The 22,922-nt window shown below is 69.4% G+C and carries 18 protein-coding genes and 1 tRNA gene; 4 read left to right on the top strand and 15 right to left on the bottom strand.

Annotated features, from left to right (window positions below; all coding sequences use genetic code 11):
* Nucleotide 1: 1 nt before the first annotated feature.
* The 6 genes from tssE to H8R02_RS08600 all read right to left on the bottom strand — a co-directional run bounded on the left by tssE (nucleotide 2) and on the right by H8R02_RS08600 (nucleotide 10,194).
* On the bottom strand, nucleotides 2-460 hold the full coding sequence (tssE, locus tag H8R02_RS08575) for a type VI secretion system baseplate subunit TssE (RefSeq protein WP_187080969.1): 459 nt from the start codon (nucleotides 458-460) through the stop codon (nucleotides 2-4).
* A 44-nt stretch (nucleotides 461-504) separates the two neighbouring features.
* Nucleotides 505-996, bottom strand: coding sequence for an Hcp family type VI secretion system effector (locus H8R02_RS08580; RefSeq protein WP_187080970.1), 492 nt, complete (start codon nucleotides 994-996; stop codon nucleotides 505-507).
* 80 nt (nucleotides 997-1,076) lie between these two features.
* Nucleotides 1,077-2,561, bottom strand: a complete 1,485-nt coding sequence (gene tssC, locus H8R02_RS08585; RefSeq protein WP_187080971.1) for a type VI secretion system contractile sheath large subunit — start codon at nucleotides 2,559-2,561, stop codon at nucleotides 1,077-1,079.
* A gap of 24 nt (nucleotides 2,562-2,585) precedes the next feature.
* On the bottom strand, nucleotides 2,586-3,104 hold the full coding sequence (gene tssB / locus H8R02_RS08590) for a type VI secretion system contractile sheath small subunit (protein ID WP_187080972.1): 519 nt from the start codon (nucleotides 3,102-3,104) through the stop codon (nucleotides 2,586-2,588).
* Nucleotides 3,105-3,453: 349 nt separating this feature from the next.
* Complete coding sequence (locus H8R02_RS08595; RefSeq protein ID WP_187080973.1) at nucleotides 3,454-9,435, bottom strand: hypothetical protein; 5,982 nt, start codon at nucleotides 9,433-9,435, stop codon at nucleotides 3,454-3,456.
* A gap of 39 nt (nucleotides 9,436-9,474) precedes the next feature.
* Nucleotides 9,475-10,194, bottom strand: coding sequence for a hypothetical protein (locus H8R02_RS08600; protein WP_187080974.1), 720 nt, complete (start codon nucleotides 10,192-10,194; stop codon nucleotides 9,475-9,477).
* Nucleotides 10,195-10,328: 134 nt separating this feature from the next.
* Here H8R02_RS08600 and H8R02_RS08605 point away from each other — a divergent pair, with 134 nt between their 5' ends.
* Nucleotides 10,329-11,030: an SDR family oxidoreductase gene (locus H8R02_RS08605; protein ID WP_187080975.1), complete on the top strand. Its 702-nt coding sequence runs from the start codon at nucleotides 10,329-10,331 to the stop codon at nucleotides 11,028-11,030.
* 15 nt (nucleotides 11,031-11,045) lie between these two features.
* On the opposite strand, the gene H8R02_RS08610 is transcribed toward H8R02_RS08605, so the two are convergent.
* From H8R02_RS08610 to H8R02_RS08645, 8 genes are all read right to left on the bottom strand, one after another.
* Nucleotides 11,046-11,121 (bottom strand) — tRNA-Lys (locus H8R02_RS08610).
* 49 nt (nucleotides 11,122-11,170) lie between these two features.
* A complete protein-coding gene (locus H8R02_RS08615; protein ID WP_187080976.1) occupies nucleotides 11,171-11,953 on the bottom strand; it encodes a tRNA threonylcarbamoyladenosine dehydratase in 783 nt (260 codons plus the stop codon).
* Nucleotides 11,950-13,041, bottom strand: coding sequence for a YeeE/YedE family protein (locus tag H8R02_RS08620; RefSeq protein WP_187080977.1), 1,092 nt, complete (start codon nucleotides 13,039-13,041; stop codon nucleotides 11,950-11,952). The genes H8R02_RS08615 and H8R02_RS08620 overlap by 4 nt, the downstream gene beginning before the upstream one ends.
* 59 nt (nucleotides 13,042-13,100) lie before the next feature.
* Nucleotides 13,101-13,883: a tol-pal system protein YbgF gene (gene ybgF / locus H8R02_RS08625; RefSeq protein WP_187080978.1), complete on the bottom strand. Its 783-nt coding sequence runs from the start codon at nucleotides 13,881-13,883 to the stop codon at nucleotides 13,101-13,103.
* Complete coding sequence (gene pal, locus H8R02_RS08630) at nucleotides 13,883-14,407, bottom strand: peptidoglycan-associated lipoprotein Pal (protein WP_187080979.1); 525 nt, start codon at nucleotides 14,405-14,407, stop codon at nucleotides 13,883-13,885. Before pal ends, ybgF begins: the two co-directional genes overlap by 1 nt.
* A 31-nt stretch (nucleotides 14,408-14,438) precedes the next feature.
* Entirely contained in the window at nucleotides 14,439-15,722 is a 1,284-nt protein-coding gene (gene tolB / locus H8R02_RS08635) for a Tol-Pal system beta propeller repeat protein TolB (RefSeq protein ID WP_187080980.1), read from the bottom strand.
* A gap of 17 nt (nucleotides 15,723-15,739) precedes the next feature.
* Nucleotides 15,740-16,585: a glycosyltransferase family 2 protein gene (locus H8R02_RS08640; RefSeq protein ID WP_187080981.1), complete on the bottom strand. Its 846-nt coding sequence runs from the start codon at nucleotides 16,583-16,585 to the stop codon at nucleotides 15,740-15,742.
* Nucleotides 16,582-17,349, bottom strand: a complete 768-nt coding sequence (locus H8R02_RS08645) for a glycosyltransferase family 2 protein (RefSeq protein WP_187080982.1) — start codon at nucleotides 17,347-17,349, stop codon at nucleotides 16,582-16,584. The genes H8R02_RS08640 and H8R02_RS08645 overlap by 4 nt, the downstream gene beginning before the upstream one ends.
* 2 nt (nucleotides 17,350-17,351) lie before the next feature.
* Here H8R02_RS08645 and msbA point away from each other — a divergent pair, with 2 nt between their 5' ends.
* From msbA to H8R02_RS08660, 3 genes are read left to right on the top strand one after another with little or no spacing between them, the layout of a single operon-like run.
* The gene (gene msbA, locus H8R02_RS08650) at nucleotides 17,352-19,157 is read left to right on the top strand and encodes a lipid A export permease/ATP-binding protein MsbA (RefSeq protein ID WP_435531267.1); all 1,806 of its coding nucleotides are present in this window, start codon (nucleotides 17,352-17,354) and stop codon (nucleotides 19,155-19,157) included.
* Nucleotides 19,154-20,359 (top strand): O-antigen ligase family protein, encoded by a 1,206-nt coding sequence (locus H8R02_RS30770; protein ID WP_187080983.1) that lies wholly within the window; start codon nucleotides 19,154-19,156, stop codon nucleotides 20,357-20,359. The genes msbA and H8R02_RS30770 overlap by 4 nt, the downstream gene beginning before the upstream one ends.
* The gene (locus H8R02_RS08660; RefSeq protein ID WP_187080984.1) at nucleotides 20,356-21,411 is read left to right on the top strand and encodes a glycosyltransferase family 9 protein; all 1,056 of its coding nucleotides are present in this window, start codon (nucleotides 20,356-20,358) and stop codon (nucleotides 21,409-21,411) included. Before H8R02_RS30770 ends, H8R02_RS08660 begins: the two co-directional genes overlap by 4 nt.
* On the opposite strand, the gene rng is transcribed toward H8R02_RS08660, so the two are convergent.
* Entirely contained in the window at nucleotides 21,408-22,871 is a 1,464-nt protein-coding gene (gene rng, locus H8R02_RS08665; protein WP_187080985.1) for a ribonuclease G, read from the bottom strand. The two genes, H8R02_RS08660 and rng, sit on opposite strands and share 4 nt — an antisense overlap.
* Between the last annotated feature and the right edge of the window lie 51 nt (nucleotides 22,872-22,922).

Genomic DNA, 22,922 nt, shown 5'->3' on the forward strand with positions numbered 1-22,922 from the left:
GTCACGCCGTCTCCCGCACTTGCACCGCCTGCGAGTCGACGACGACGTCGAAGTCTACGCGGCATAGCTGGTTGCCCACGTTCACCGCCCCGGCGATGCTCACTCGCGCCGCGTAGTGCTTGCCCGGGTCGCGGCTGGCCTTGACCTCGATGTGCGACAGGCGCGGCTCGTAGAGCGCGAGGCCGTGGCGGAAGACTTCGGCCACCTTCGCCAGGTCGAGCGCCGATTGCGGCGACAGCGACAGCAGGTCGGGCAGCCCGTAGTCGAGGACGGAGGGTTCGGACGCGAGGAAGGCCTCCACCGAGAGGCCGTTGCGCGCGTTGAAAAGCCGCGCCATGTCGCGCAGCAGCGACAGGCGCAGCCCCTGGCCGTCCATGAGGCGGCCGTCGAAAGATGCCTCTGAGAAACCGGCGATGCGGTCGAAGAGCGGGATGTGGGTTGCCGCAACGATGGTCGACATGGCGCCTGCCCGTTAACTGCAGCCGGCCCGCACCCCGCGGGCCGTCAGTCGGCCTTCATCGTTTCGAGGTTCCAGTTCCAGGTACCCGTACCGCGGTTGGTGGAGTCGGGCTTCTGGGCCGTGAAGTCGCACTGCAGCTTCGTGAAGCTGATGGTGAAGCTGTCCGATGGCAGGCCGCCGCCGCCGGACGTGCTGATCGACGAGATCATCGCGTTGGTCATGGTGTACGTGAAGAAATTCATGTACACCCCGTTCTCCACGCGCCCCACGTGCAGCAGCGCGGTGCCGATCTTCGTGCCCTGCGTGCACGCCTTGTACATCTCCGTCGTGGACAGATCGGACATCTTGGAGAACGACATCTCCGTGAACGAAGGCCGGCCCGCCGTGCGCTCGGCCTGCGACGCGTCGCCCTGGTGGGGCAGCGTCACGCCGTGCGAGTACGACAGCACGATGACCTTGTCTTTCATCTTGGCGTCGCCGATCGTGCAATTGCCCTTGATCACGGCGCCCAAATCGAGGACCAGAATGTCTGACATGGAAGAACTCCTTGAATCTTGAAGAAACCGGGCGCGCTATGCGGCGCCCGGTAGCTGGGTAACGTTGCGCGAACCGGCGTTCAACCCGCGGGCGGCGGCAGTTCCGCGACGAGGCGGATCGACGTCGTGAGCTCTTCCATCTGGAAGTGCGGCTTGAGGAACACGGTGGCGGAGTACGCGCCCGGCTTGCCCGGCACCTCGGTCACGTCCACGCGGCCTTCGGACAGCGGGAAGCGCGCCTTCTCGCCCTGCGAGGCGTTGGGGCTCAGGAGCACGTACATGCTCAGCCAGGTGTTCAGGTAGTTCTCGACGCTGTCGCGCGTCTGGAAGCTGCCCACCTTGTCGCGCATGATCACCTTGATGTAGTGCGCGAAGCGGGACGCAGCCAGCACGTACGGCAGGCGCGCGGACAGCGCCGCGTTGGCGTTGGCCGAGTCGAGGTTGTACACCTTGGGCTTGTTGACCGTCTGGCCGCCGAAGAACGCGGCGAAGTCGGAGCCCTTGGAGTTGACGACGGCGATGAAGCCCAGGTCGTTGAGCTCCTTCTCGCGCCGGTCGGTGATGAGCACCTCGGTCGGGCACTTCAGCACGGCGTCGCCCTCGTCCGTCTTGTAGACGTGGGCCGTCATGCCTTCGACCTTGCCGCCGCCCTCGACGCCGCGGATCGCGGTGGTCCAGCTGTACTTGGCGAACGCGTCGGTGATGCGCAGGCCCAGCTGGTAGGCCGCGTTGGCCCACAGGTACTTGGAGTGGTCCTTGCCGTCCACGTCCTCTTCATAATTGAAGTTGTCGACGGGGATGGTCTTGGAGCCGTACGGCAGGCGCGCCGCGTAGCGGGGCAGCACCAGCGAGACGTAGCGCGAGTCTTCCGAGTCGCGGAAGCCGCGCCACGTGACGAGCTCGGCGCTCTCGAAGATCTTCGACAGGTCGCGCGGCACGCCCAGCTCGGTGAACGACTTCATGTCGAACAGCGACGGGCCGGCGGCGGCGATGAAGGGCGCGTGCGCGGCGGCGGCCACCTTGGAGATGCGCTGCAGCAGCGCCATGTCCTGCGGGTCGCGGCCGAACGTGTAGTCGCCGATCAGCAGCGAATAGGGGTTGCCGCCGAAGGTGCCGTATTCCTCCTCGTACACCTTCTTGAACAGCACGCTCATGTCGTGGTCGACGGCGCTCTCGAGGTCCTTGAGCAGCTCCTTCTTCGACACGTTCAGCAGGCGCAGCTTCAGGCGCGTGCTGGTCTCGGTGCCGAACACCATGTCGTGCAGGCCGCGCCAGGACGCCTCGAGCGCCTGGAACTGCGGGTTGTGCATGATGGCGTTGAGCTGGTCGGTGAGGATCTTGTCGATCTCGGCGACGCGCTCGTTGATCATCGCGACGACGCCCTTGTCCGGCGCGGTCTTCATGCCCTCGTCGAGGATCTGCGAGGCGAATTGCCCCAGCAGCTTCTTGGCGTAGGCGTTCTGGGAGGGCTCGACGGCCATCTTGCCTTCGAGCACGATCTTGTCGAGCAGTGTCAGTTCGGCTGCTGCCGCGCCGCCGCCTGCCGCTTCGCTTTCGGTTGCCATGTTCAGCTTCCTTTCGTCAGGGGGTTAGGCCGCCGGCGCCGCATCGGCCGGTTCGACGGGAGCTGCTTCCTTGATGGCCTTCAGCTCCTCGGTGTTCTTCAGCACGTTCTCGAGCAGCGCGTCGAGTTCGTCGTTGCCATCGAGCTTGGCGAGCAGGTCGCGCAGCTGCTGGCGGGCCTCGAGCAGGCGGCGCAGGCGCGGCACCTGGTTGACGATGGCCTCGGGGTGGAAGTGGTCGAACTCGCGGAAGTTCAGTTCGACCTTGAGGTTGCCCTCGCCCTTGAGCGTGTCGGGCACCGAGAGGTCCAGCCGCGGGGCGATCTTGCCCATCACCTCGTTGAAGTTGTCGCGGTCGATCTCGACGAAGCGGCGGTCCTTCAGCTTGGCCAGCGGCGTGGCCGGCTGACCCGACAGGTCCGCAAGGAGGCCCACGACGAGGGGCAGCTCCTTCTTCTCGATGGCGTCGCCGATTTCGACGTCATAGGTGATCTGGACGCGAGGCGGCCTGTTGCGGCCCACCCATTTCTGCAAACTGTCGGACATTCGAATCTCCTCAAAAAAAGGAAAGCCGCAACTGCGCACCCGGCCCTCCGCAGCGCTCGGTTCGGGCCGGTGGACCCTACCGGAGTTGCGCAATATCGGGTTGCAGGCCTGAAACGGGGAAGCCCCGCCCACTCCATAACGTCATGCAACAGAGTGAAACGATGCTAGTTCACTTCAATGTGTTGCTGCAAGCGGTGAGTTGTTACGGAATTGCTTGTGCACGTGCACGTCACGCGCGTGTGGCATGCGCGACTCTTTTCGCTCGTAAACGTCACGCACGTGTCACGCGGAACACGCACGCAGCGCACCTCGCGCGCGCGAGTTCGCGTCGTCAACATCGGGAAAGTCCCTAGTGCGGCGCGCTGCCCGGCGGCAACTTCAAATCGTCAATGTTGGGGATGCCGCGTTTGCCCTTCGCGCGCTTCGAGACGTCCGTCTTGTCGGTCGAAGGACCACTAGTTGAAGTGTTCGGGGAGGGTTGCGCGGCGTCGTGCAGCGGTGCGGATGCGGGTTTCGCGGGTGCCGCGTGCTGCGCGTGCTGCGCGGACTGCGGCAACTCGGCCGTCGATGCGGGGGCGTGCGCAGGCGCGCCGGGCATCGCATGCGATGGCTTGCCGCCTGCACCGCTCGATGGCGCGGAGCCCGATGCCGGTGCATGGGCCGGTGCTGCGTGTGCGTCGGGCGCCTTCTTCGGTGCGGCGTCGGGCGCGGCATGGCCATGCGTGCCGGCGGCTTGTGCGGGAGTACCGTGTGTGCCGGGCACGGCACCGGCAGCATCGCCTGCAGCCGCGTCGCCTGCAGCCGCATCGAGCTCGCCTTCCTTGCCATCGAGCTCCCACTTCTTCTTCTGCTTGCCGGCGGCGGACTTGTCGTCGGCGGGCTTCTCGCCGCCATGCGCGTCGCCGGGTTTGTCGGTGGGCTTGCCCTGCGCCGCAGGCTTCTCTGCACTGGCATGCGCCGGGGGCTTGTCGCCTGCGCTCGCAGTTCCTGCCTTGTCGGCCGACTCGCCGGGTGCCTTCGGTGACTGCGGACCTGCGCCTGCGGCAGCTTCGCCCTTCGCGGTGGCGGGCGCCGGTGCCGCGGCGGACGTTGCGCCTGCATCACCACTTGCCCCAGCTTGCGCGGAAGACGCCGCAGGTCCGCCTGCAGACGTCGCACCTGCGCCGCCAGCGGTGGTCCCGCTTGCGCTCTTGTCGCCTTGAGGCGCGGCCGCAGGTGCCGGCGCAGTTGCCGAACCCGCCGCGTCACCCGGGGCACCCGCCTGCGATGCCGCCGGTGCCGGGGCAGCCGCGGAGGTCCCGCCCGCAGCGCCGCCCGCGACGGGTGTGGCGGCGTTGCCTTGTGGCGCAGCGGGTGCTGCGGCCGACGTTCCCGCGGCGTCGCCGCCGGCTGCGCCGCCAGGGCTTGCACCGCCCTGTGCCGCAGCGGGTGCGGGCGCTGCAGCCGATGTTCCGGCAGCATCTGCGCCACTTGCGCCACTTGCGCCGCCTGCGGCCCCGCCGCCCTGTGCGCCTGCAGGTGCAGGTGCCGCAGCTGGGGTTCCGGGTGCATCGCCTGTGCCACCTTGCGCGGTTGCCGATGCAGGCGCTGGCGCTGCCGCGGCGGGTGATGGGGCCGCGTCACCTGTGGCTGCTCCACCGGCACCGGCGTCACCCGGCGCGGCTGCAGGCGCCGGCGCGGATGCCGATGTTCCACCCGAATCGCCGGCTTGCGCCGCGGACGGTGCAGGCGCTGCTCCGGCCGTCGCTGCGGTGCCTCCTGCGGCGCCGCCAGGCGCGGTGCCATCGCCTTGTGCACCGGGGGCGGCCGCTGAAGTTCCACTTGCATCGGCGCCTGCCCCGCCTTGGGCCGACGCGCCATCGCCTTGGCCCGGCGCAGAAGTGGGCGCCGCAGCCGATGCTCCGCCTGTGTCGCCGCCCGCACCGCCTGCACCGCCAGCGGCTGCGTCACCTTGAGCTGCGGCTGGCGCGGGCGCGGACGCGGATGCTCCGGCCCCGTCTGCACCAGCTGCACCACCGCCTGCGGCGTCGCCTGGCGCTGCGGCCGGCGCGGGCGCTGCCGACGATGTTCCGCTTGCGTCTGTACCCGATGCTGCGCCGGTGCCTGCGTCACCCGGCGCTGCTGCCGCGGGCGCGGGCGCGGATGTTCCGGCTGTGTCTGCACCAGCTGCACCACTGCCTGCGGCGTCACCTGGCGCTGCGGCCCCGGCGGGCGCTGCCGACGATGATCCGCCTGCGTCTGCACTCGACGCGCCACCTGTTGCGTCACCCTGCGCTGCTGCCTGCGGGGGTGCGGCGGCCAGTGTCCCCGTTCCGTCCGCACCGGCAGCGCCACTTGCGGCTGCGTCGCCTTGTGCCCCCGCAGTTGCGGGCGCAGCGGCAGCGTCTGGCGACGGGCTCGCACCTGCAGCGCCTCCGTCGGCCTGTGCTGCCGCAGGCGCGGGCGCGGCATCGGAAGTCCCGGGAGCTCCGCTGGCGTCCGCCGTCGCGGTACTTCCGGACATCGCCGAATCTGCACCCGGAGCACCAGCTGTCGCACCAGCACCAGCACCAGCACCAGCACCGGCATCGCCCGCTGGCATCGAGAGTCCACCGTCATCCTGGCCCGCGGGCGCAGGCGCCTTCGCATCCGCATCGGTGCCGTCCGGCTTCTTGCCTTTCTTGCCCGGCTTCTTCAGGCCACCTGCGCGAGCTGCCTTGATGGCGTCCGCAGCAGCGGTGCCCGCCGCGGCAGCCAACGCATCCTCGGGCAAGCCGGCCAGCGAGTCTTCGGCTTCGTCCTCGTCGTCGGACGCCTGGTCCGCATCGGCCTTGGCCTGGTCGGCAGCCTCGGGAGCACCGGCAGCCGCCTGCGCCGCCTGCTTGTCTTCGTCCTGCTTGCCCGCTTCGGGCGCGGCCAGCGAGTCGTCCTGCGCGGCCTTGTCGGCCGTGGCATCGGCGTCCGCGCGCGCTTGCATGTCCTGCGCCGCGGCGTCCGCGGCCACAGGCTGGTCTGGCGCGGCGGCCGCGTCAACCCCTGTGGCCTGGTCCTGGGTAGCCGCATCGGCGCCACCGCCTTGGTCCTGCGCAGCCGCGTCGGTCCCAGTGGCCTGGCCCTGTGCAGCCGCATCGGCGCCACCTGCCTGCGTGTCCTGGCCGCTCGCCTGCGCACCGCCCTGCGCTGCGGCCTGCGCGTCCGCTTGCGCATCGCCGGCGCCCGCCTGCGTGCCCGCCTGCGCATCGGTTGCGCCGCCTTGCGCATCGGCTTGCGAACCGGCTTGCGCATCCGCCTGCGAGCCCGCTTGCCCATCGCCGCCCGCAGCCCCGCCATCCGCTCCGGCACCAGCAGCGTCGGCAGCAGCACCCGCCGCGGCACCCGCCGCAGCCGCGCCCGCCGCAGCGCCGGCCGCACCTGCGGCCATCCCCGTCGTGCCATCGGCCTTCGCTTCCTCGGCCTCGACCTCCGGCTGCATCATCGACTCGCCGCCGCGCTTGACGACCTCGGCATCGAGGATCGCCTCGGCCTTGATGACGTCGGCGCGCGCGGCGTTCACCTGCGCCGCCACGGCTTCGACACTCGCCTTCGCGCTCTCGATGTTCGATTGCGCCTCGTCGGTCAGCGCGCGCGTCTCGGCCGTGGTCTGCTCCACCGGCGAATTGACGTCCGCCTGCGCGGCCACCACGCCCGCCTTGAGGTCCTTCTCGGCGGCCTCGGCCTCCTTCGCGCTCGCGATCGCTTCGTCGGCGCACGCCTCGGCCTCGGACGCAAGCTGCTCGGCCTGAGCCTCGGCCGGCTCGGTGGCCTGCGCGGCCTGCGCCTGCGCGGCTTCGAGCTCCTGCTCCATCTGCGCGCGCGCCGCTTCGACCTCGTCCTGCGCGGCCTGCACGTCCTCGTTCATCGAGTCGAACTCGCGCTCGATCTGCGACGGCATCTCCTCGACGTCGACGACGGCTTCCTCCGCCGACGCCTTCACGTCATCGACCGCTTCGGCGACGGCCATTTCGAAATCTTCGGCCGAAGCCTTGGCTGCCTCGACCTGCGCCTCGGCCTCGGCCACCGCCTGTTCGACCGCCGCCTGCGCCTCGTCCTTCCACTGCTGCAGGCGCTCGGGCATGCCTTCGGCGGCCTGCAGCAATTCGGGCAGCAGCTCCTCGGCTTCGGCGACGAAGGCCATGCCCTCGTCCTTCAGCGCCTCGGCCTCTTGCACCACGGCCATCACGTCCTGCCGCGCGGAATCGACGGCCTCGGACCACTCGGCCAGCTGCGCCTCGATGGCGCTGCGGCCTTCGGCCACCTTCGACTCGATCGCCTGCTCCAGCTCCTCGAACTTCGCGTCGAGGTCCGACAGGCCTTGTTCGGCCTTGTCGATGAGGGCGACGGCCTGGCCGCCCCACTTCTCGATCTCGCTGCCGCCCTTCTCCGCCAGGCTCTCCCAGCCGCCGGAGATCTTGTCGACGATGCCCTGCAGCGAGGAGTTGGCCTGCTCGTGCGCCTTGTCCAGCGTGTCGGCCACCGTCTTCATCTGGCCGCCCAGCAGCGAGACGGTCTGCGTGATGCCGTCCTGCGCGCGGTGCACCGCCATCTCCAGCGGCTGCTTGGCCATGTCCAGCTTGGCCTGCAGCTGGTCGAACACCTGCTTGACCAGCGCCTCGAGCTGCGCCTTCACCTTCGCAACGAGCGCATCGACGCCGATCTTCTCCAGCGCCTGTTCGACCGCCGCGCGCGCCTGCGCGAGTGCCTGCTTGAGCGCCTCCGCGGCCTGCTCGAAAGCGGCCTGGAGCTTTTCGAAGAGCGTGTCGATCGTCGCGATGGCGGTGCGCACGCCGTCCTGCATCTTGCGCAGCAGCACGATCAGCTGGTCGGCCGCGAGCTTGACTTTGGCGATCGCCTGGTCCAGCAGCGGGTAGAGCTTCTCGATGGCGGCCTTGCCTTGCAGCAGCAGGTCGTCCGCCGTCTTGGCCGCGGTCTTCACCGCCGTGCGCGCCGCCGTGATCGACGCGCGGATTCCTGGCAGCGAAGCCTTCACGCCGACGAACAGCACGCGCGCGGCCACCAGCGGCGGCACCTTGAACATGTACTTGGTGCAGACCTCGATCGCGTTGTCGCACAGCACCTCGGCCTGGTCCACCTCGGACGACGCCATGCGCAGCGTGTAGTCGCACTGCTCCACGAAGGGCGGGATGCGGTCGCGGATCATCTGCACGTGCGCGATGGCCATGTCGATCTGCGCGCGCACCGGCTCGAACTGCGCAGGCAGGTTCTCCAGCATCGCCACGGCGACGTCGGCCTGCTCGATGAGGTCCTGCATCACCAGCTGCACGCCGCTGGCGGCGTCGCGCACCTTCTCCAGCGCCGTGCGGATGGCCTGGGTGCAGCGCGTGAGCGACTGGTCGGCGACGTCGAAGCTCGCCATCACCTTGTCGATGAGGCCGCGGATGCGGTCCAGCACCTCGTTGATCTTGTCGACCACGGTGCCGGCCTGCTCGCGCGCCTGCTTGACGACGGCGTCGAGGCCCTCTTCCAGGTCGTCGAGGCACTTCTGCAGGTCGTCCTTGCAGCCCTGCGCCTCCTCGTTCAGGCGCGTGCGCACGTCGTTGATCGCGGCGCTGACGTCGAGGATCGGCGACGTCGCCTCCTGGATCACGTCGACGGCGTCGTTGAGCTTGTCGGTGGCGGACGATGCGGCATCGGTGAGGTCCGTGTGCATGCCCGCCGATTCGTCCTGGATCGACGTGCGCAGCGCCTGCAGCTGGCCGCTGATGTCCGCGCGCAGGGCTTTCGCGCGCCCGAGCACGGCGGGCCGGCCCGAAGCGTCGACGGAGAGCAGCTCCGTGTGCAGGCTCGAGAGGCCGACGACGTGCTTGTCGAACAGGCCCTTGGCCTGCATGCCCGTCTGCAGCAGTGCTTCCGCACGGCCTTGCAGGGCCTTGAGCAACTGCAGCGGCGCGTCCAGCGAAGGCAGCTTGCCGCCGATCTCGGCCGGCAGGCCGGGCAGCGAGGACACGACACGCGTGACTTCCTCGATCGCGTGCTTCACGGCCTCCGATTCGCCCGCGATCTTGTTGGGCGCCGCGGCTGCGCGTTCGCCAAGCGCCTTGAGGTTGGCGGTGGTCTCTTCGGCGAGCTTCGTCACCGCGCCCACCAGCGGCATCGGGTCCAGCAGCGCAGGGAGGCCGGCGATCTCGTTGCCGATGTCGACGACCTCGTCCTTGACCGTGTTGCCCACCTCGACCAGTCCGTCGGCAAAGGTCTTGCCTTCGGCCGCGAGCGTGGTGCCCGCCTCGGTGATGGCGTCCGCGACCTTCTGCGCCGATTCGGGCAGCACGGTCAGGGCACGGTCGATGACTTTCACTGCGGTCCTTCTGTTGGCGGGGGCGCCGGCGGGTGCCGGTCAGGCTTCGTCGATCGCCTTCTGCGCCGCGGCCGCGGCGTCGCTCATGGCGGTGCCGATGCCCGGCACCTTGTCGGGCGCCGGCGCGACGGAGGCGGCGGCCGTATCCACCTGCCCCATCGTGGCATTCACCTGTGCGAGCGACTGGTCCAGCTCGGGCAGCACCTCGGCGCCTTCGATGCGCGCGTCTTCCAAGGCGGGCAGCAGGTCTTCGGCACGCGGCACGGCGGGCACGCTCGCCAGCGCCGGCAGCGCTGCAAGCGGTGAAGCCGCAGCGGCCGCGGCTGCCGCCGCAGCAGCGGGCGACGCGCCTGCCGCGGTTGCAGCAGCTGCCGCAGCCGCAGCCGCGGCGGCACCCGCAGGCGCCGGCACGATGCGCGCCGGGCGGGCCGAGCGCACGCTCTCTTCGACCACGGCAACGGCGCCGCTCACCAGGAGCCCGCCGAGCGCGTGCACCCAGTGCTCGGGCGCCGCCAGCACGCTGCTCGTCGGCGAGCAGCGCTTGAGCAGCCAGCCGAGCTCGTTGCTCGCGGACATGTCACCGGCCCAGTAGCGCAGGTAGCCGACGGCTTCATCGGTATGGCGGAAGGTGCGGCGCGTGCCCAGCGGCGGCAGCATGTCGGACCACTGCTCGGCCGCGAGCGTGCGGCCGTCGACGCCGCGGTCGTAGAACGTGGCCCGGCAGGTGCTGCGCCACAGGCTCAGGAGCGGGTGGAGCATGGGGTCAGGCCGTGGTGGACATGCGGGCCATTGTTTGCGGGCGGCGGGGGGCGGTCAAGCCGGTATACGCGGGATGGGGGCCGTGCGCAACGATGCCGCGCTGTATTCTCGTGAACTTTTCCGGGGGTTTGACGATGGACCAGAAGGTAGCGATCGTGATCGGCGGCGGCAGCGGCATGGGCGCGGCCGCGGCGAGGCGGCTGGCCGCCGACGGCTTTCGGCTCGGCATCCTTTCTTCGTCCGGCAAGGGCGAGGCACTCGGCAAGGAGCTCGGTGGCATCGGCATGACCGGCACCAACCAGTCGAACGAGGACCTCGCACGGCTTGTCGATGCGGTCGCGGCGCGCTGGGGGCGCATCGACGTGTTGGTCAACAGTGCGGGGCACGGCCCGCGCGGCGGCCTGCTCGAAATGAGCGATGAAGAGTGGCACAGGGGCATGGACGTCTACCTGATGAACGTGGTGCGCGCCACGCGCCTCGTCGTGCCGGCCATGCTTGCGCGCAAGTCCGGCGCGATCATCAACATCTCCAGCGCCTGGGCGTTCGAGCCCACCCCGATGTTCCCCACGTCCGGCGTGTTCCGCGCCGGCCTCGCCGCATTCGCCAAGCTGTTCGCCGATACGCACGCGAAGGACAACATCCGGATGAACAACGTGCTGCCGGGCTGGATCGACAGCCTGCCGGAGACCGAGGAGCGCAGGCAGGCGATACCGATGCAGCGCTACGGCACGAGCGACGAAGTTGCCGCGACCATCGCTTTCCTCGCGTCGGACGGGGCTGCCTACATCACGGGGCAGAACATCCGCGTGGATGGGGGATTGATGCGCGCGGTGTAAGTGCCGCGCGGCAAATGGTAGGACGTGCAGGATTCGAACCTGCGACCAACGGATTAAAAGTCCGCTGCTCTACCAACTGAGCTAACGTCCCGACCTCAGCCGCATGCATTGCACATGCAGCAAAGCCCGCGATTATAGCGTCAAGTTTTCACCTTCCCGGCCGCGATGCGGTCCAGCAGCCAGCCGGCCGCGCATTGGCCGAAGGTGGCGGTGACGCTGACGACCGATCCATAGCCGTGGCAGTTGAGGCTGCCGTCGCCCGCGTCGATGTTGCACGAGGGGTCCGGCGGGGCAACCGGCTCGCGGCTGAAGACGCAGGCCACGCCGATCTTCTTGCCCTCCTTCGGCGCACCGTGGAACTTGCGCAGCCGGTAGCGCACCTGAGCGAGCAACGGGTCGTGCGTCGTGGCCGCAAGGTCGTCGATGTCCACCTGGTGCGCCAGGCGCTTGCCGCCCGCGGCACCGCAGGCAATGAACGCCGCCTTCGTGCGCAAGGCCCACGCGGCGATCGCCGCCTTGGCCTTCACTTCGTCGCACGCGTCGACGACGGCATGCACACCCTCCGGCAGCAGCTGCGGCCAGTTGTCCGGCTCGGCAAATTCCTCGATGCCGGTCACCTTGCAGCCGGGGTGGATCTGCGCGATGCGCTGGCGCATCGCTTCGGTCTTGGCCATGCCAACCGTGCTCGCCAGCGCATGCACCTGCCGGTTGATGTTGGATTCGGCGACGTGGTCGAGGTCGATCAACGTGAGCGCGCCCACGCCACTGCGTGCCAGCGCCTCGGCGGCCCATGAGCCCACACCGCCGATGCCGACCACAGCGATGTGCGCCCGCCGGATGCGCGCGGCACCTTCCATGCCATAGAGCCGCTCGAGCCCGCCGAAACGGCGCTGCAGGTCGGCGGCTTCGTCGAGGTGCGTCATGCGCGCCACTCCTGGTACTTGTAGGCCGCGAAGGCACCGAGCACGATGGCGATGACGGCGACCACACTGGTCGCGCTGAGCGTCGACAGGCCGCTCAAGCCCTGCCCGATCGTGCAGCCCATGGCAGTGACGCCGCCGACGCCCATCAGAGCGCCACCCGCGAGATGGTTGGCGACGTCCTCGGTGCTGCCGAAGCCTTCCCACTTGAAGCGCTTCATCGCGAGGGCCGTCGCGAGCGAGCCCGCGACGACGCCGATCACGGAAACGATGCCGATGGTGACCACCTTGGCCTTGTCGCTGAAGAACAGCAGCCAGTCGAGCGTGTACGCCACCGGCGCGACGAAGCTCAAGGCTTCGGCGCGGCCCGAATTGGTGGCGAGAAAGGTCTCCTCGAGCGTTTCGGGGTGCTCCGCGAGGTGGCCGAGGTGGCCGCTGGTCCACCACATCGCCGCGATCACGCCGCCGATGCCGAGGCCGGCGAGGACGTTGTCGAAGTTGCGGAAGCCGCGGCCGGCGAGCGACCACGCGACGAGCCCTCCGCCCACGAGCAGCGCCAGCACCATGCCGGCGGACACGGGTGCCACACCCGCGATTGACGCGGCAGCTTGCGGCAAGGTCGCTGGCACGCTGTATTCGATGGCGGCGCGGTCCACCGTCGCGACGCGCACGACCGCGGTGATGCCCTTCAGCGTGGCGAACGCCGATACCCCGAGGACCACGAAGACGACCGCCGATTTCAGGTTACCGCCGCCGATGCGCACCAGCGTCTTGCTGCCGCAGCCCGAGCCCAGCACCATCCCGAAGCCGAACATCGCGCCGCCCACGAGGGCGGAGAGCCACAGCCAGCGATTGCCCGTGTAGAGCGTCTTGGCCGGGTCGATGAGGCCGGCGAAGGCGAGCGCCCAGAAGCCCAGCATCGCCACGCCCGCGGCCATCGCCCATTGGCGCACGCGCGTGTAGTCGCCCATGGCGAAGACGTCGGTGACCGCGCCCATGGTGCAGAAGTTCGTGCGCTGCGAGATCGCGCCGAATGCGAAAGAAAAAATGAAAGCCAACAAGAGGACCTTGTTGGCCAGGGAAGCAACCATGCAAAGATTTTGTCATGCCGGGCTCGACCCGGCATCCATGGTGGCGTTGTGCCGCGCCGCTAGCGCAGCCGGGCCAGCCGCTCCTTCGCCGCGTTCGCCGCCTCCGACTGCGGGTACGCCTTCACCAGCTCGTCCAGCGTGCGCCGCGCCCCGGCGTTGTCCTTCAGCTCGATCTGGCAGTTGGCGATCGACAGCACGGCCTCCGGCGCGCGCGGGTGGTCCGGCGACTGCTGCAGCAGCGCGCGGAAGTTCGCGATGGCGCCGCGGTAGTCGCGGTTGGCGTATTGCGAGTTGCCCAGCCAGAACAGCGCCGTCGGCCGGTAGCCGCTGGACGGGTAGCGCTTGAGGAACTCGCCGAACAGGCTTTGCGCCGCGACGAAATCGCCCTTGCGGAAAGCCGCGAGCGCGGTGTCGAAGTCGCGCTGCTCCGCGGGGTCCACCATGATCTCGCGCCCGTCGACGTTCACCTTGGCGGGCTCGAACTTGCGCAGCCGCTCCTCGGTGGCCATCGCCAGGTCCTTCTGGCGGCGCTGCGCCTCGGACAAATCGCGCGCCAGCGACTCGTTCTCGCCGCGCAGCCGCGCGACGTCGCTGCGCAGCATCTCGATCTGGCTTTGCAGCTCCAGCAGGCTGCGGCGCAGCGTCGCGGTCTCGTCGGCGTGCCGGCGCAGCTCCTGGTCGTTCGCGAGGCGCTGCTGCTCCACGCGGGCGCGCAGGTCGAGGATGGCCTTGCGGGCCTCGTCGTCCTCGAACAGCGCCGCGCGCGCGGGCACCGTTGCGAGCGCGGCCAGCGCGAAGGTGGCGGCCGCAACCGGCCGCAGCAGGCGGGAGGTGGTGTTCATCATCGATAAGCGATCTCGGCCCGGCGGTTCTGTGCCCAGGCCCGTTCGTCACTGCCGGGCACCGCCGGCTTCTCCTTGCCGAAGCTCACGGCCTCGACCTGCTGGTCGCCCACGCCCAGGATGCCGAGCGCGCGGCGCACGGCCTCGCTGCGGCGCTGGCCCAGAGCCAGGTTGTACTCGCGCCCGCCGCGCTCGTCGGTGTGGCCTTCGATGACGATGCGCCGGCCGTTGTTCTGCTTGAGGAAGCGCGCGTGCGCCTCGATCAGGTTCTGGAACTCGGGCTTGATGACGTAGCTGTCGTAGTCGAAGTACACGATGCGCGCGACGTTCTGCGGGCCTTGCGCGGACGAGGCCGCGTCGTCGGCGCGCACGGGCGCCACCTGGCTTTGCGTGGTGCCGCCGGTGCCGCCCGGGGCGACGGCGCTGCCGGTGCGGTTCTCCACCGGCACGTCGTCGAGCTTGACGCTCGAGCAGCCCGCCAGGGCCGCGGCCAGGGCGATGCCAAGGAAAACACGATGCTTCATTGCAGATGACTCCTGGAGTTTCATTTCTGTGTCACTTTTGGAAGGGGCCCCAGTCCGGCTCGCGGATGTCGCCGCCCTGCCCCGCAAGGCGGGCCTTGATCTTGCCGTCGACGGTGGTGGTCATGAGCGCCTCTCGCCCACCCTGCCGCGTGGCGTACACGATGAGCTTGCTGTTGGGCGCGAAGCTGGGGCTCTCGTCGGCCGTGGTGTCGGTGACCGTGGCCACGTTGCCGCTGGCGAGCTCCATCACCTGGAGTTTGAAGTTGCCGTTGATGCGGGAAATGTAGGCGAGCCATCTTCCGTCGGGGCTGATGGCCGGCGAAATGTTGTAACTCCCTGTGAAGGTCACGCGCTGCGCGTCGCCGCCCTGCGCGGGCACGCGGTAGATCTGCGGCGCACCGCCCCGATCGCTCACGAAGAAGATGGTGCGGCCGTCGGGCGAGTACACGGGCTCGGTGTCGATGCTGCCCGACTGCGTGAGGCGGCGCGGCTCGCCGCCTTCGGCGCTGATCAGGTACAGCTGCGAGCCGCCGTCGCGCGTGAGCGTCACAGCCAGCGTGCGCCCGTCGGTGGACCATGCGGGCGCGCTGTTCGAGCCGCGGAAGTTGGCGATCAGGCGCCTGCGGCCACTGTAGACCTCGTGCACGTACACCACGGGCTTGCGCGACTCGAACGAGACGTAGGCGAGGCGCTGGCCGTCGGGCGACCACGCAGGGGAGATGATCGGCTCGTTGCTCGCGAAAGCGGACTGCGCGTTCTCGCCATCGGAGTCCGCCACCCACAGGTTGTAGCGCGGCCCGCCCTTGGTGACGTATGCGATGCGCGTGGCGAAAGCGCCCTTGTCGCCGGTGAGTTTTTCGTAGATCAGGTCGGAGAGGCGATGCGCGGCCAGGCGCAGGTCGCCGGCGGCGACGACGTAGCCATGCACCAGCAGCTCCTGCCCGCGCACCACGTCCCACAGGCGGCAGCGCACGTCGTAGCGGCCGTCCGCGAGGCGCTGCACGCTGCCCACGGCCAGCGAGTCCGCGCCTTTCTGGCGCCACGGGCTCAGGTCGGGGCGGCTGGTCTCGTCGAGGTTGGTGCCGGCAGCGTCGATGGGGCGGAACTGGCCGCTGCGCTCGAGGTTGGCCTGGATGATGGCGCCGATCTTCTGCGGCGCTTCGGCGTCGCCGCGGAAGGGCGCGATGGCAATGGGCAGCTGCGTGGTGCCCACGCCCGTGACTTCCACGCGGAACTGCGCGAAGGCCGGAACCGCAGCCAGGCCGCCGAGCGCCGCCACAACGCCGCGCCGGCGCCAGAGTTGTTGTTCAGTCATGGTGCTTAGGGTTGGATTCATGGATTGAGTTCAGTCACCACGGGTTTGCCTGCATCGGCCGCTTCGGCCAGGCCCGCCTGGGCACGGATGATGCCGCTTTCCATGCGGTGCAGGACGCGTTGCCGGTTCGGGCCTTCGCTCGCGCGGCTCTGCTCGCGGTGCCACAGGTGCAGCACCTCGGTGGCAAGCCAGCCGTTGCGGCGCACGAGCTGCGCATTGTGCAGGCGCAGGACCAGGTCCGCGTCCTCGTGGCCCCAGCCGGAAAACGTTTCGTCGAATCCGTTGACCTTGCAGAAATCTTCCTTCCACACACCGAAATTGCAGCTGCGAATGCCCTTCCACCGGAAACGTTTCTCGTCGCGTCCCGGTGCACCGGGCCAGCGCACGAGATGCGACAGCTTGTTCACGTGCCCGGCCGCGCGCAGGCGCAGCCAGCCGCCCGCCCCGATGCCCGAAGGGTCCAGCTCGCCGGCCGTCACCTGCCGCGTGAGCGGCTCGTCCAGCAGCACGCGGCTGCCGTTGACGAAGCAGCCCGGCCGGGCGAGCGCTTCATGCATTTGGACAAATCTTACCCCGGGGACGCAGTCGCCATCCATGAAGACCAGGTAATCGGCGCCGGCCGCCTGCGCGCCAAGGTTGCGGGCGCGCGAGGCGGTGAAGCCGACGTCGGGGTGCCAGACGTGGCGCACCGGGCAGTCGAACGCGGGCAGGCCTTCGCGCATGGCATCCACGTGCTCGGGCCGCGAGCCGTCGTCGGCCACGATGACCTCGTGGTTCGCGCCGCATTGCGGTGCCAGCCCCCGCAACACGGCGAGCAACGCATCCGCGCGGTTGTACGTGAGGACGACGAACGCGGTCTTCATCGACCCCGTTGCTGCAGCAGCCACAGCTTCAGGTACCGGTAGTAGGTGCCTTCGGCGTTCGACACGGCGAGCATGAAGCCTCTGCGGCCGTCAAGGAATCCGAGCTGCAGCAGGTACGTGCGGATGAAGGCCCACACCCCGCTCGCCACTGCACGCCCGAGGGAGCCGCGCTTGCCCTGCTGCAGCATGCGCTGCGCACCGGCGGTCGAATAGCGGTCCAGCTTGCCCAGCACCGACTCGAGGTCCGGGAAGCTCTCGTGCAGCAGGTCATTGCGCAGGCGCGCCGGTGCCGATTGCGCAACGAGCCGCTCGTGCACCACGTCGTCCGAGAAACGCGCGGTGCCGCGGCGAAACAGGCGCGTCACGTAGTCCGGGTACCAGCCGGAGTGCGCCATGTACTGGCCGCAATAGCTGGAGCGCCGCGGGATGTCGTAGGCGTCGGCGGTGGGGGCATGAAGCACCGCGAGGATCTCCTCGCGCAAAGCCGGCGTGACGCGTTCGTCGGCATCGATCGACAGCACCCAGGGCTGCGTGGCCAGCTCCAGCGCGCGGTTCTTCTGCGCCCCGAACCCGGGCCAGTCCTGCGTGGTGACGACCTTCGCGCCCGCGGCTTCGGCGATCTCGCGCGTGCGGTCGGTGCTGCCGCTGTCCACGACGATGCGTTCGGCCGCGAAATCCACCGACCCCAGGCAGGCGGCGATGTTGGCCTCTTCGTTGCGCGTGATGAGGATGGCGGCGAGCGGCGCGGAGGATAATCCGTGCATGAATGCCGATGATACCTGCCGTGCCTGAAGCCTCCGTCGGCACGGCAGCGCCCGTGCCCGCAACGCCCGCCCCCACCCCCAGCCTCGTTTCGCGCATCCGCCGCGTGTTCCCGTACATCGCGTCGGTGCGCCGCTACTGGGTCGTGGTGCTGCTCGCCACCGTCATCGGCGCGGCGACGGAGCCGGCCGTGCCCGCGCTGATGAAGCCGCTCCTGGACAAGGGCTTCGGCGCGCAGGCCTTCAGCCCGTGGCTGGTGCCGGCTTTCCTCCTGCTTTTGTTCGGCATCCGCGGCCTCTCGGGCTTCATCGCCGACGTGGCGCTGGCCAAGATCGCCAACGAGGGCATGGTGCAGGTGCGCCGCGCGCTGTTCGGGCGGCTGCTCGATGCGCGCATGGAGATGTTCGCGAAGGAAAGCGCGAGTTCGCTGTCCAACAGCATCGTGCAGGAAGTGCAGACCGGGTTCAGCCTGATCGTGAACGCGCTCACGGCGCTGGTGAAGGACAGCCTCGCGCTGGTCGCCCTCCTCGGCTACCTGCTGTACATCAACTGGCAGCTCACGCTGATCGTGGGCTTCATGGCGCCGGCGGTGGCTTGGCTGATGCGCACCGCATCTCGTCGCCTCTATGGCCTTGCAAAAAGTAGCCAGGCCGCCACCATCGACCTCGCCTACGCGGTCGAAGAAAACGTGCTCGCCAACCGCGTCGTGCGCCTGCACGAGGCGCAGGAGGTGCAGGCCGGCCGCTTCGACAAGCTCAGCCTGCAGCTGCGCCGCCTCGCGATGAAGTCCGCGGTGGCGCAGGCGCTCATCACGCCCACGATGCACATGCTGGCGGCGGCGGCCCTGTCTGTGGTGATCTGCATCGCGCTTTGGCAAAGCGGCGACCACATGACGGTGGGCTCCTTCGCCTCGTTCGTGGCGGCGATGCTGATGCTGATCGCGCCGACCAAGCGCTTGTCCGAAGCGACGAGCCCGATTGCGCGCGGCCTCGCGGCGCTGGAGCGTTCGTTCGACCTCGTCGAGCATTCGCCGCGCGAGCAAGGCGGCACGTTCGCCGTCGACCGCGCGCAGGGCCAAATCGAGCTGCGCAACGTGAGCGTGCAGTACGCGGGCGCCAACCGCGACGCGCTCGCCGACTTCTGGCTGGACATCCAACCCGGCGAGACGCTCGCGCTCGTCGGCCCCTCGGGCTCCGGCAAGACCACGCTGGCCAACCTGCTCCCGCGCTTCGTGCAGCCTACCGGGGGGCAGGTGCTGCTGGACGGGCACGACATCGCCGGCTGGGACCTGCGCGCGCTGCGCCGCCAGTTCGCGATGGTCAGCCAGGACGTGGTGATGTTCAACGACACACTGGCGGCGAACGTGGCGCTCGGCGCGCAGGTGGATCGCGCCCGTGTGCAGCAGTCGCTGGAGGCGGCCAACCTCGGTCCCCTGGTTGCGCAACTGCCGCAAGGCATCGACAGCCCGGTCGGCCATAACGCCACGGCGCTCTCGGGCGGCCAGCGCCAGCGCCTTGCCATCGCCCGCGCGTTGTACAAGGACGCGCCGATCCTGATCCTCGACGAGGCCACGTCGGCGCTCGACACGGAGAGCGAACGCGCCGTGCAAGAGGCGCTGCGCCGCCTGATGGCCGGCCGCACGACGATCATCATCGCGCACCGGCTCTCCACCATCGAGCATGCCGACCGCGTCGCCGTGCTGGACCACGGCCGGCTCGCGGAGCTCGGCACGCACGCGCAGCTGCTTGCCAGTGGCGGGCTGTACGCGCGCCTGCATGCGCTGCACGGCGGCGAAGGGTTGCTGGAGTGAGCGCCGCGGGGCCGCTGCACGAAGCAGGCGTCGCGCTGCCCGCCGCCGCAGGCCCGGCCGGCGCGGCCACGCCCGCATCGCGCGCCTGGCAGCAGGCGCTGGGCGCCGCGCTGTTCGCCCTCGGCGTCTTCCTGCCCTGGTCCACCGCGGGCACCAGCATCAGCATCGGCGTGCTGATGGTGCTGTACCTGCTCACCCCGCGCAGGGCGTACGCGGCCACGCCCTGGCGCGAACCGGCCGTCGCGGTGGGCCTCGTGCTGCTCGCCTACATCGCGCTGCGCACCGTGGCCGCCGAGGGCTGGGCGCTGGAAACGGTCAAGTTCGCCAACCGCTACCACGAGCTGCTGATGATCCCGCTGCTGGGGGCGCTGATGACGCTGTCGCAGCGGCGCAATGCATTCCTTTACGGCCTGCTGCTGGGCGGCCTGGGGTTGGCCATCGCCCACTGGCTGCCATTGCCCGAGCCCATGCACACGAAACTGGAGTTGCGGCGCATCTCGGCGGGCTTCGGGCTGGCCGTCTGCGCGTTCATGCTCTACGAGGAAACGCGGCTCGGCCGGCTGCCGAAGCTCGCGGGGTATTTCAGTGCCGGCTTCCTCGCGGCCACCATCGTGCTGGCGGTGGGCGCGCGCACCGGCTACCTGATGCTGCTGCTGCTGGGCGCCTGCGCGGCCTGGCGCACCGCGCCGAAGCGGATGCGCTGGCCGGTGCTGGCCGGGCTCGTCGTTGTCGCAGTCTCGGCCTTCCTGCTGCTGTCCAGCGTGCGCGAAAAGCGCGGCGACATCGCCATGTCCAACAAGATCCGCACCGAGATGGTCCAGAACACGATGGAGGTGGTGCGGGAGCACTGGCTGCTGGGCACGGGCTGGCGCGGCTACCGCAAGGCGTACAGCGAAGCGGCGGCGGAACGCGGCGCGCCGCCCGACTCGCACTGGGCCGAGAGCGACAACCCCCACAGCGAATACCTCATGCAGGCCGCCGGTGGCGGCCTGCCCGCGCTGGCGCTCTTCATCGCCTGGCTGGCGATCCCGATCCTCGCGCCGTGGCGGCGGCACGAAGGCACCGATTCGCAGACGGGCGTGCTCGCGTGCATCGCCATCGCCTTCGCGGTGGGATGCATCTTCAACTCGATGCTGCTCGATTTCATCGAGGGCCACCTGTATGGCGCCATGTTCGCGTGGCTGATGGCGCAACGGGAATGAAGAGCATCCTCGTCGTGGTCACGCGCCAGATCGGCGACGTGCTGCTCACGACACCGCTGGTGCGGCAGGCTCGCGTGCTGTGGCCCGATGCGGCGATCGACGTGCTGGGTTTCGCGGGCACGCTCGGCATGCTCGCCGGCAACCCGGACGTACGCGAGGCGATCGCCGTGCCCGCGAAGCCCGGGTTCGGCGGCACGCTGGCGCTTGCGCGGCGGCTGTGGCGGCGGTACGACCTCGCGCTGGTCGCGGACCCCGGCGACCGCGCGCACCTCATCGGCCTGGTGGCCGCACGCGAGCGAGCGGGCCTCCTGCCGGCCCGGAACAGCAGCAACTGGTGGAAGCGCAAGCTGCTCGCGCATGCCGTGACGAGCGGCGGGGACCTGTCGAGCGAGCATGTCGTCGCGGAGAAGCTCCGCCTGCTGCAACCGTGGGGCGCGCCGGTTTCGACACCGCAGGTCGTCGGCCCTTCGAGCGCCTCCCTGCCTGCTGCCCTGCAGGCGAAGCTGCAACCCGGCTACGTCGTTGTGCACACACCCTCGATGTGGCCGTACAAGCAATGGCCGCTGTCCCACTTCCGCGACCTGATCGCGCGTCTTGCCGCAGCCGGGCGGCAGGTCGTGTTGACCGGCAGCGGCAGCGACACCGACCGCGCCGCCGTCGCCGCGATGCATGGCGCCGCACCCGACTCCTTGCTCGTCGACGCCGGCGTGCTCACCTTCAACCAGCTCGCCGGCCTGATCCGCGGCGCGGCGCTCTACATCGGGCCGGACACTTCGGTGTCGCATCTCGCCGCGGCCTGCGACGTCCCCGTGCTCGCGATCTTCGGCCCGACGAACCCGCAGCGCTGGGCGCCCTGGCCGGGTGTGCCGCAATCGTTCGAGCGCGTTGCACTCTCGCAGACTCTCGGGAAGGTCACGTTGATCCAAGCCGACCTGCCTTGCGTGCCATGCGGCAAAGCCGGTTGCGAAAACCACCGCGCCAGCCGCAGCGACTGCCTCCCCGCGATCACGCCCGAGCGCGTCGCCGAGCAGGCACTGCGGATGCTTTCCTAGAGCAGCACGATGTCGTACTGCTCCTGCCCCATCGCCGTCTCGCTCTGCAGCGAGATCGGCTTGCCGATGAAGTCGGACAAACCGGCCAGGTGCGAACTCTCCTCGTCGAGGAACAGCTCCACCACCTTCGGCGAAGCGACGACGCGGTACTCACGCGGGTTGAACTGCCGCGCCTCGCGCAATATCTCCCGCAGGATGTCGTAGCAAACGGTGCGCGCCGTGCGCACCGTCCCCTTGCCCTGGCACGCCTCGCACGGCTCGCACAGCAGGTGCGCGAGCGACTCGCGCGTGCGCTTGCGCGTCATCTCCACCAGCCCCAGTTGCGAGAAATTGCCCGCCATCGTCTTGACGCGGTCGCGCGCCAGCTGCTTGCGGAACTCCCCCAGCACGGCCTCGCGGTGGTCCTCGCGCTGCATGTCGATGAAGTCCACGATGATGATGCCGCCCAGGTTGCGCAGGCGCAGCTGACGCGCGATGCCGTGCGCGGCTTCGAGATTCGTCTTGAAGATCGTGTCGTCGAAATTGCGCGAGCCGACGTACCCGCCCGTGTTGACGTCGATGGTGGTCAGCGCCTCGGTCTGGTCCACGATGAGGTAGCCGCCCGACTTCAGGTCCACGCGCCGCCCGAGCGCCTTGGCGATTTCCTCGTCGATGTTGTACAGGTCGAAGATCGGCCGCTCGCCCTTGTACAGCTGCAGCTTCGCCGCCGCGGCCGGCATGTACTCCTGCCCGAAACCGAGCAGCAGCCCGTACTGCTCGCGCGAGTCGATGCGGATCGCCTGCGTGCCTTCGCACACCAGGTCGCGCAGCACGCGCTGCAGCAGGTTCAGGTCCTGGTGGAGGATGGACCCCGGCGGCAGCTTCATCGAAGCCTCGCGGATGCGCGCCCAGGTCTTGCGCAGGTACGCGATGTCCTCGGCCAGTTCCGCGTCCGAAGCATCCTCGCCGTTCGTGCGCAGGATGAAGCCGCCGCCCGGCTCGCCCACCAGCTTGACGAGCCGCGAGCGCAGCGCCTCGCGCTGGTCGGAGGGGATCTTCTGCGAGATACCGATGTGGTCGTCCTGCGGCAGGAAGACGAGCAGGCGCCCCGCGATCGAGACCTGCGTCGACAGCCGCGCGCCCTTCGTCCCGATCGGGTCCTTGATGACCTGCACCATGAGCGACTGGCCTTCGAACACCTGCTTCTCGATCGGCACCGGCTGGCCATGGCGCGGCGGCTCGCCGTCCACCGGCTTCTGCCACACATCGGCGACGTGCAGGAAGGCCGCGCGTTCCAGGCCGATGTCGATGAAGGCGGACTGCATGCCGGGCAGCACGCGCGCCACCTTGCCGAGGTACACGTTGCCGACGATGCCGCGTTCCAGCGTGCGTTCGACGTGCAGCTCCTGCACGGCGCCGCTTTCGACGATGGCCACGCGCGTCTCCTGCGGCGACCAGTTGACGAGGATGTCCTGCTGCATCGGCTGGAGAATAACCCAGCAACACACGAGCGCGGCATGGGCGGCTAAACT

Source organism: Ramlibacter albus, assembly GCF_014297445.1.
Lineage (GTDB): Bacteria > Pseudomonadota > Gammaproteobacteria > Burkholderiales > Burkholderiaceae_C > Ramlibacter > Ramlibacter albus.

Coding starts and splice junctions, on each gene's coding strand:
- tssE (WP_187080969.1), bottom strand. CDS start 460: ATGTCGACCATCGTTGCGGCAACCCACATCCCGCTCTTCGACCGCATC.
- H8R02_RS08580 (WP_187080970.1), bottom strand. CDS start 996: ATGTCAGACATTCTGGTCCTCGATTTGGGCGCCGTGATCAAGGGCAAT.
- tssC (WP_187080971.1), bottom strand. CDS start 2,561: ATGGCAACCGAAAGCGAAGCGGCAGGCGGCGGCGCGGCAGCAGCCGAA.
- tssB (WP_187080972.1), bottom strand. CDS start 3,104: ATGTCCGACAGTTTGCAGAAATGGGTGGGCCGCAACAGGCCGCCTCGC.
- H8R02_RS08600 (WP_187080974.1), bottom strand. CDS start 10,194: ATGCTCCACCCGCTCCTGAGCCTGTGGCGCAGCACCTGCCGGGCCACG.
- H8R02_RS08605 (WP_187080975.1), top strand. CDS start 10,329: ATGGACCAGAAGGTAGCGATCGTGATCGGCGGCGGCAGCGGCATGGGC.
- H8R02_RS08615 (WP_187080976.1), bottom strand. CDS start 11,953: ATGACGCACCTCGACGAAGCCGCCGACCTGCAGCGCCGTTTCGGCGGG.
- H8R02_RS08620 (WP_187080977.1), bottom strand. CDS start 13,041: ATGGTTGCTTCCCTGGCCAACAAGGTCCTCTTGTTGGCTTTCATTTTT.
- ybgF (WP_187080978.1), bottom strand. CDS start 13,883: ATGAACACCACCTCCCGCCTGCTGCGGCCGGTTGCGGCCGCCACCTTC.
- pal (WP_187080979.1), bottom strand. CDS start 14,407: ATGAAGCATCGTGTTTTCCTTGGCATCGCCCTGGCCGCGGCCCTGGCG.
- tolB (WP_187080980.1), bottom strand. CDS start 15,722: ATGACTGAACAACAACTCTGGCGCCGGCGCGGCGTTGTGGCGGCGCTC.
- H8R02_RS08640 (WP_187080981.1), bottom strand. CDS start 16,585: ATGAAGACCGCGTTCGTCGTCCTCACGTACAACCGCGCGGATGCGTTG.
- H8R02_RS08645 (WP_187080982.1), bottom strand. CDS start 17,349: ATGCACGGATTATCCTCCGCGCCGCTCGCCGCCATCCTCATCACGCGC.
- msbA (WP_435531267.1), top strand. CDS start 17,352: ATGCCGATGATACCTGCCGTGCCTGAAGCCTCCGTCGGCACGGCAGCG.
- H8R02_RS08660 (WP_187080984.1), top strand. CDS start 20,356: ATGAAGAGCATCCTCGTCGTGGTCACGCGCCAGATCGGCGACGTGCTG.
- rng (WP_187080985.1), bottom strand. CDS start 22,871: ATGCAGCAGGACATCCTCGTCAACTGGTCGCCGCAGGAGACGCGCGTG.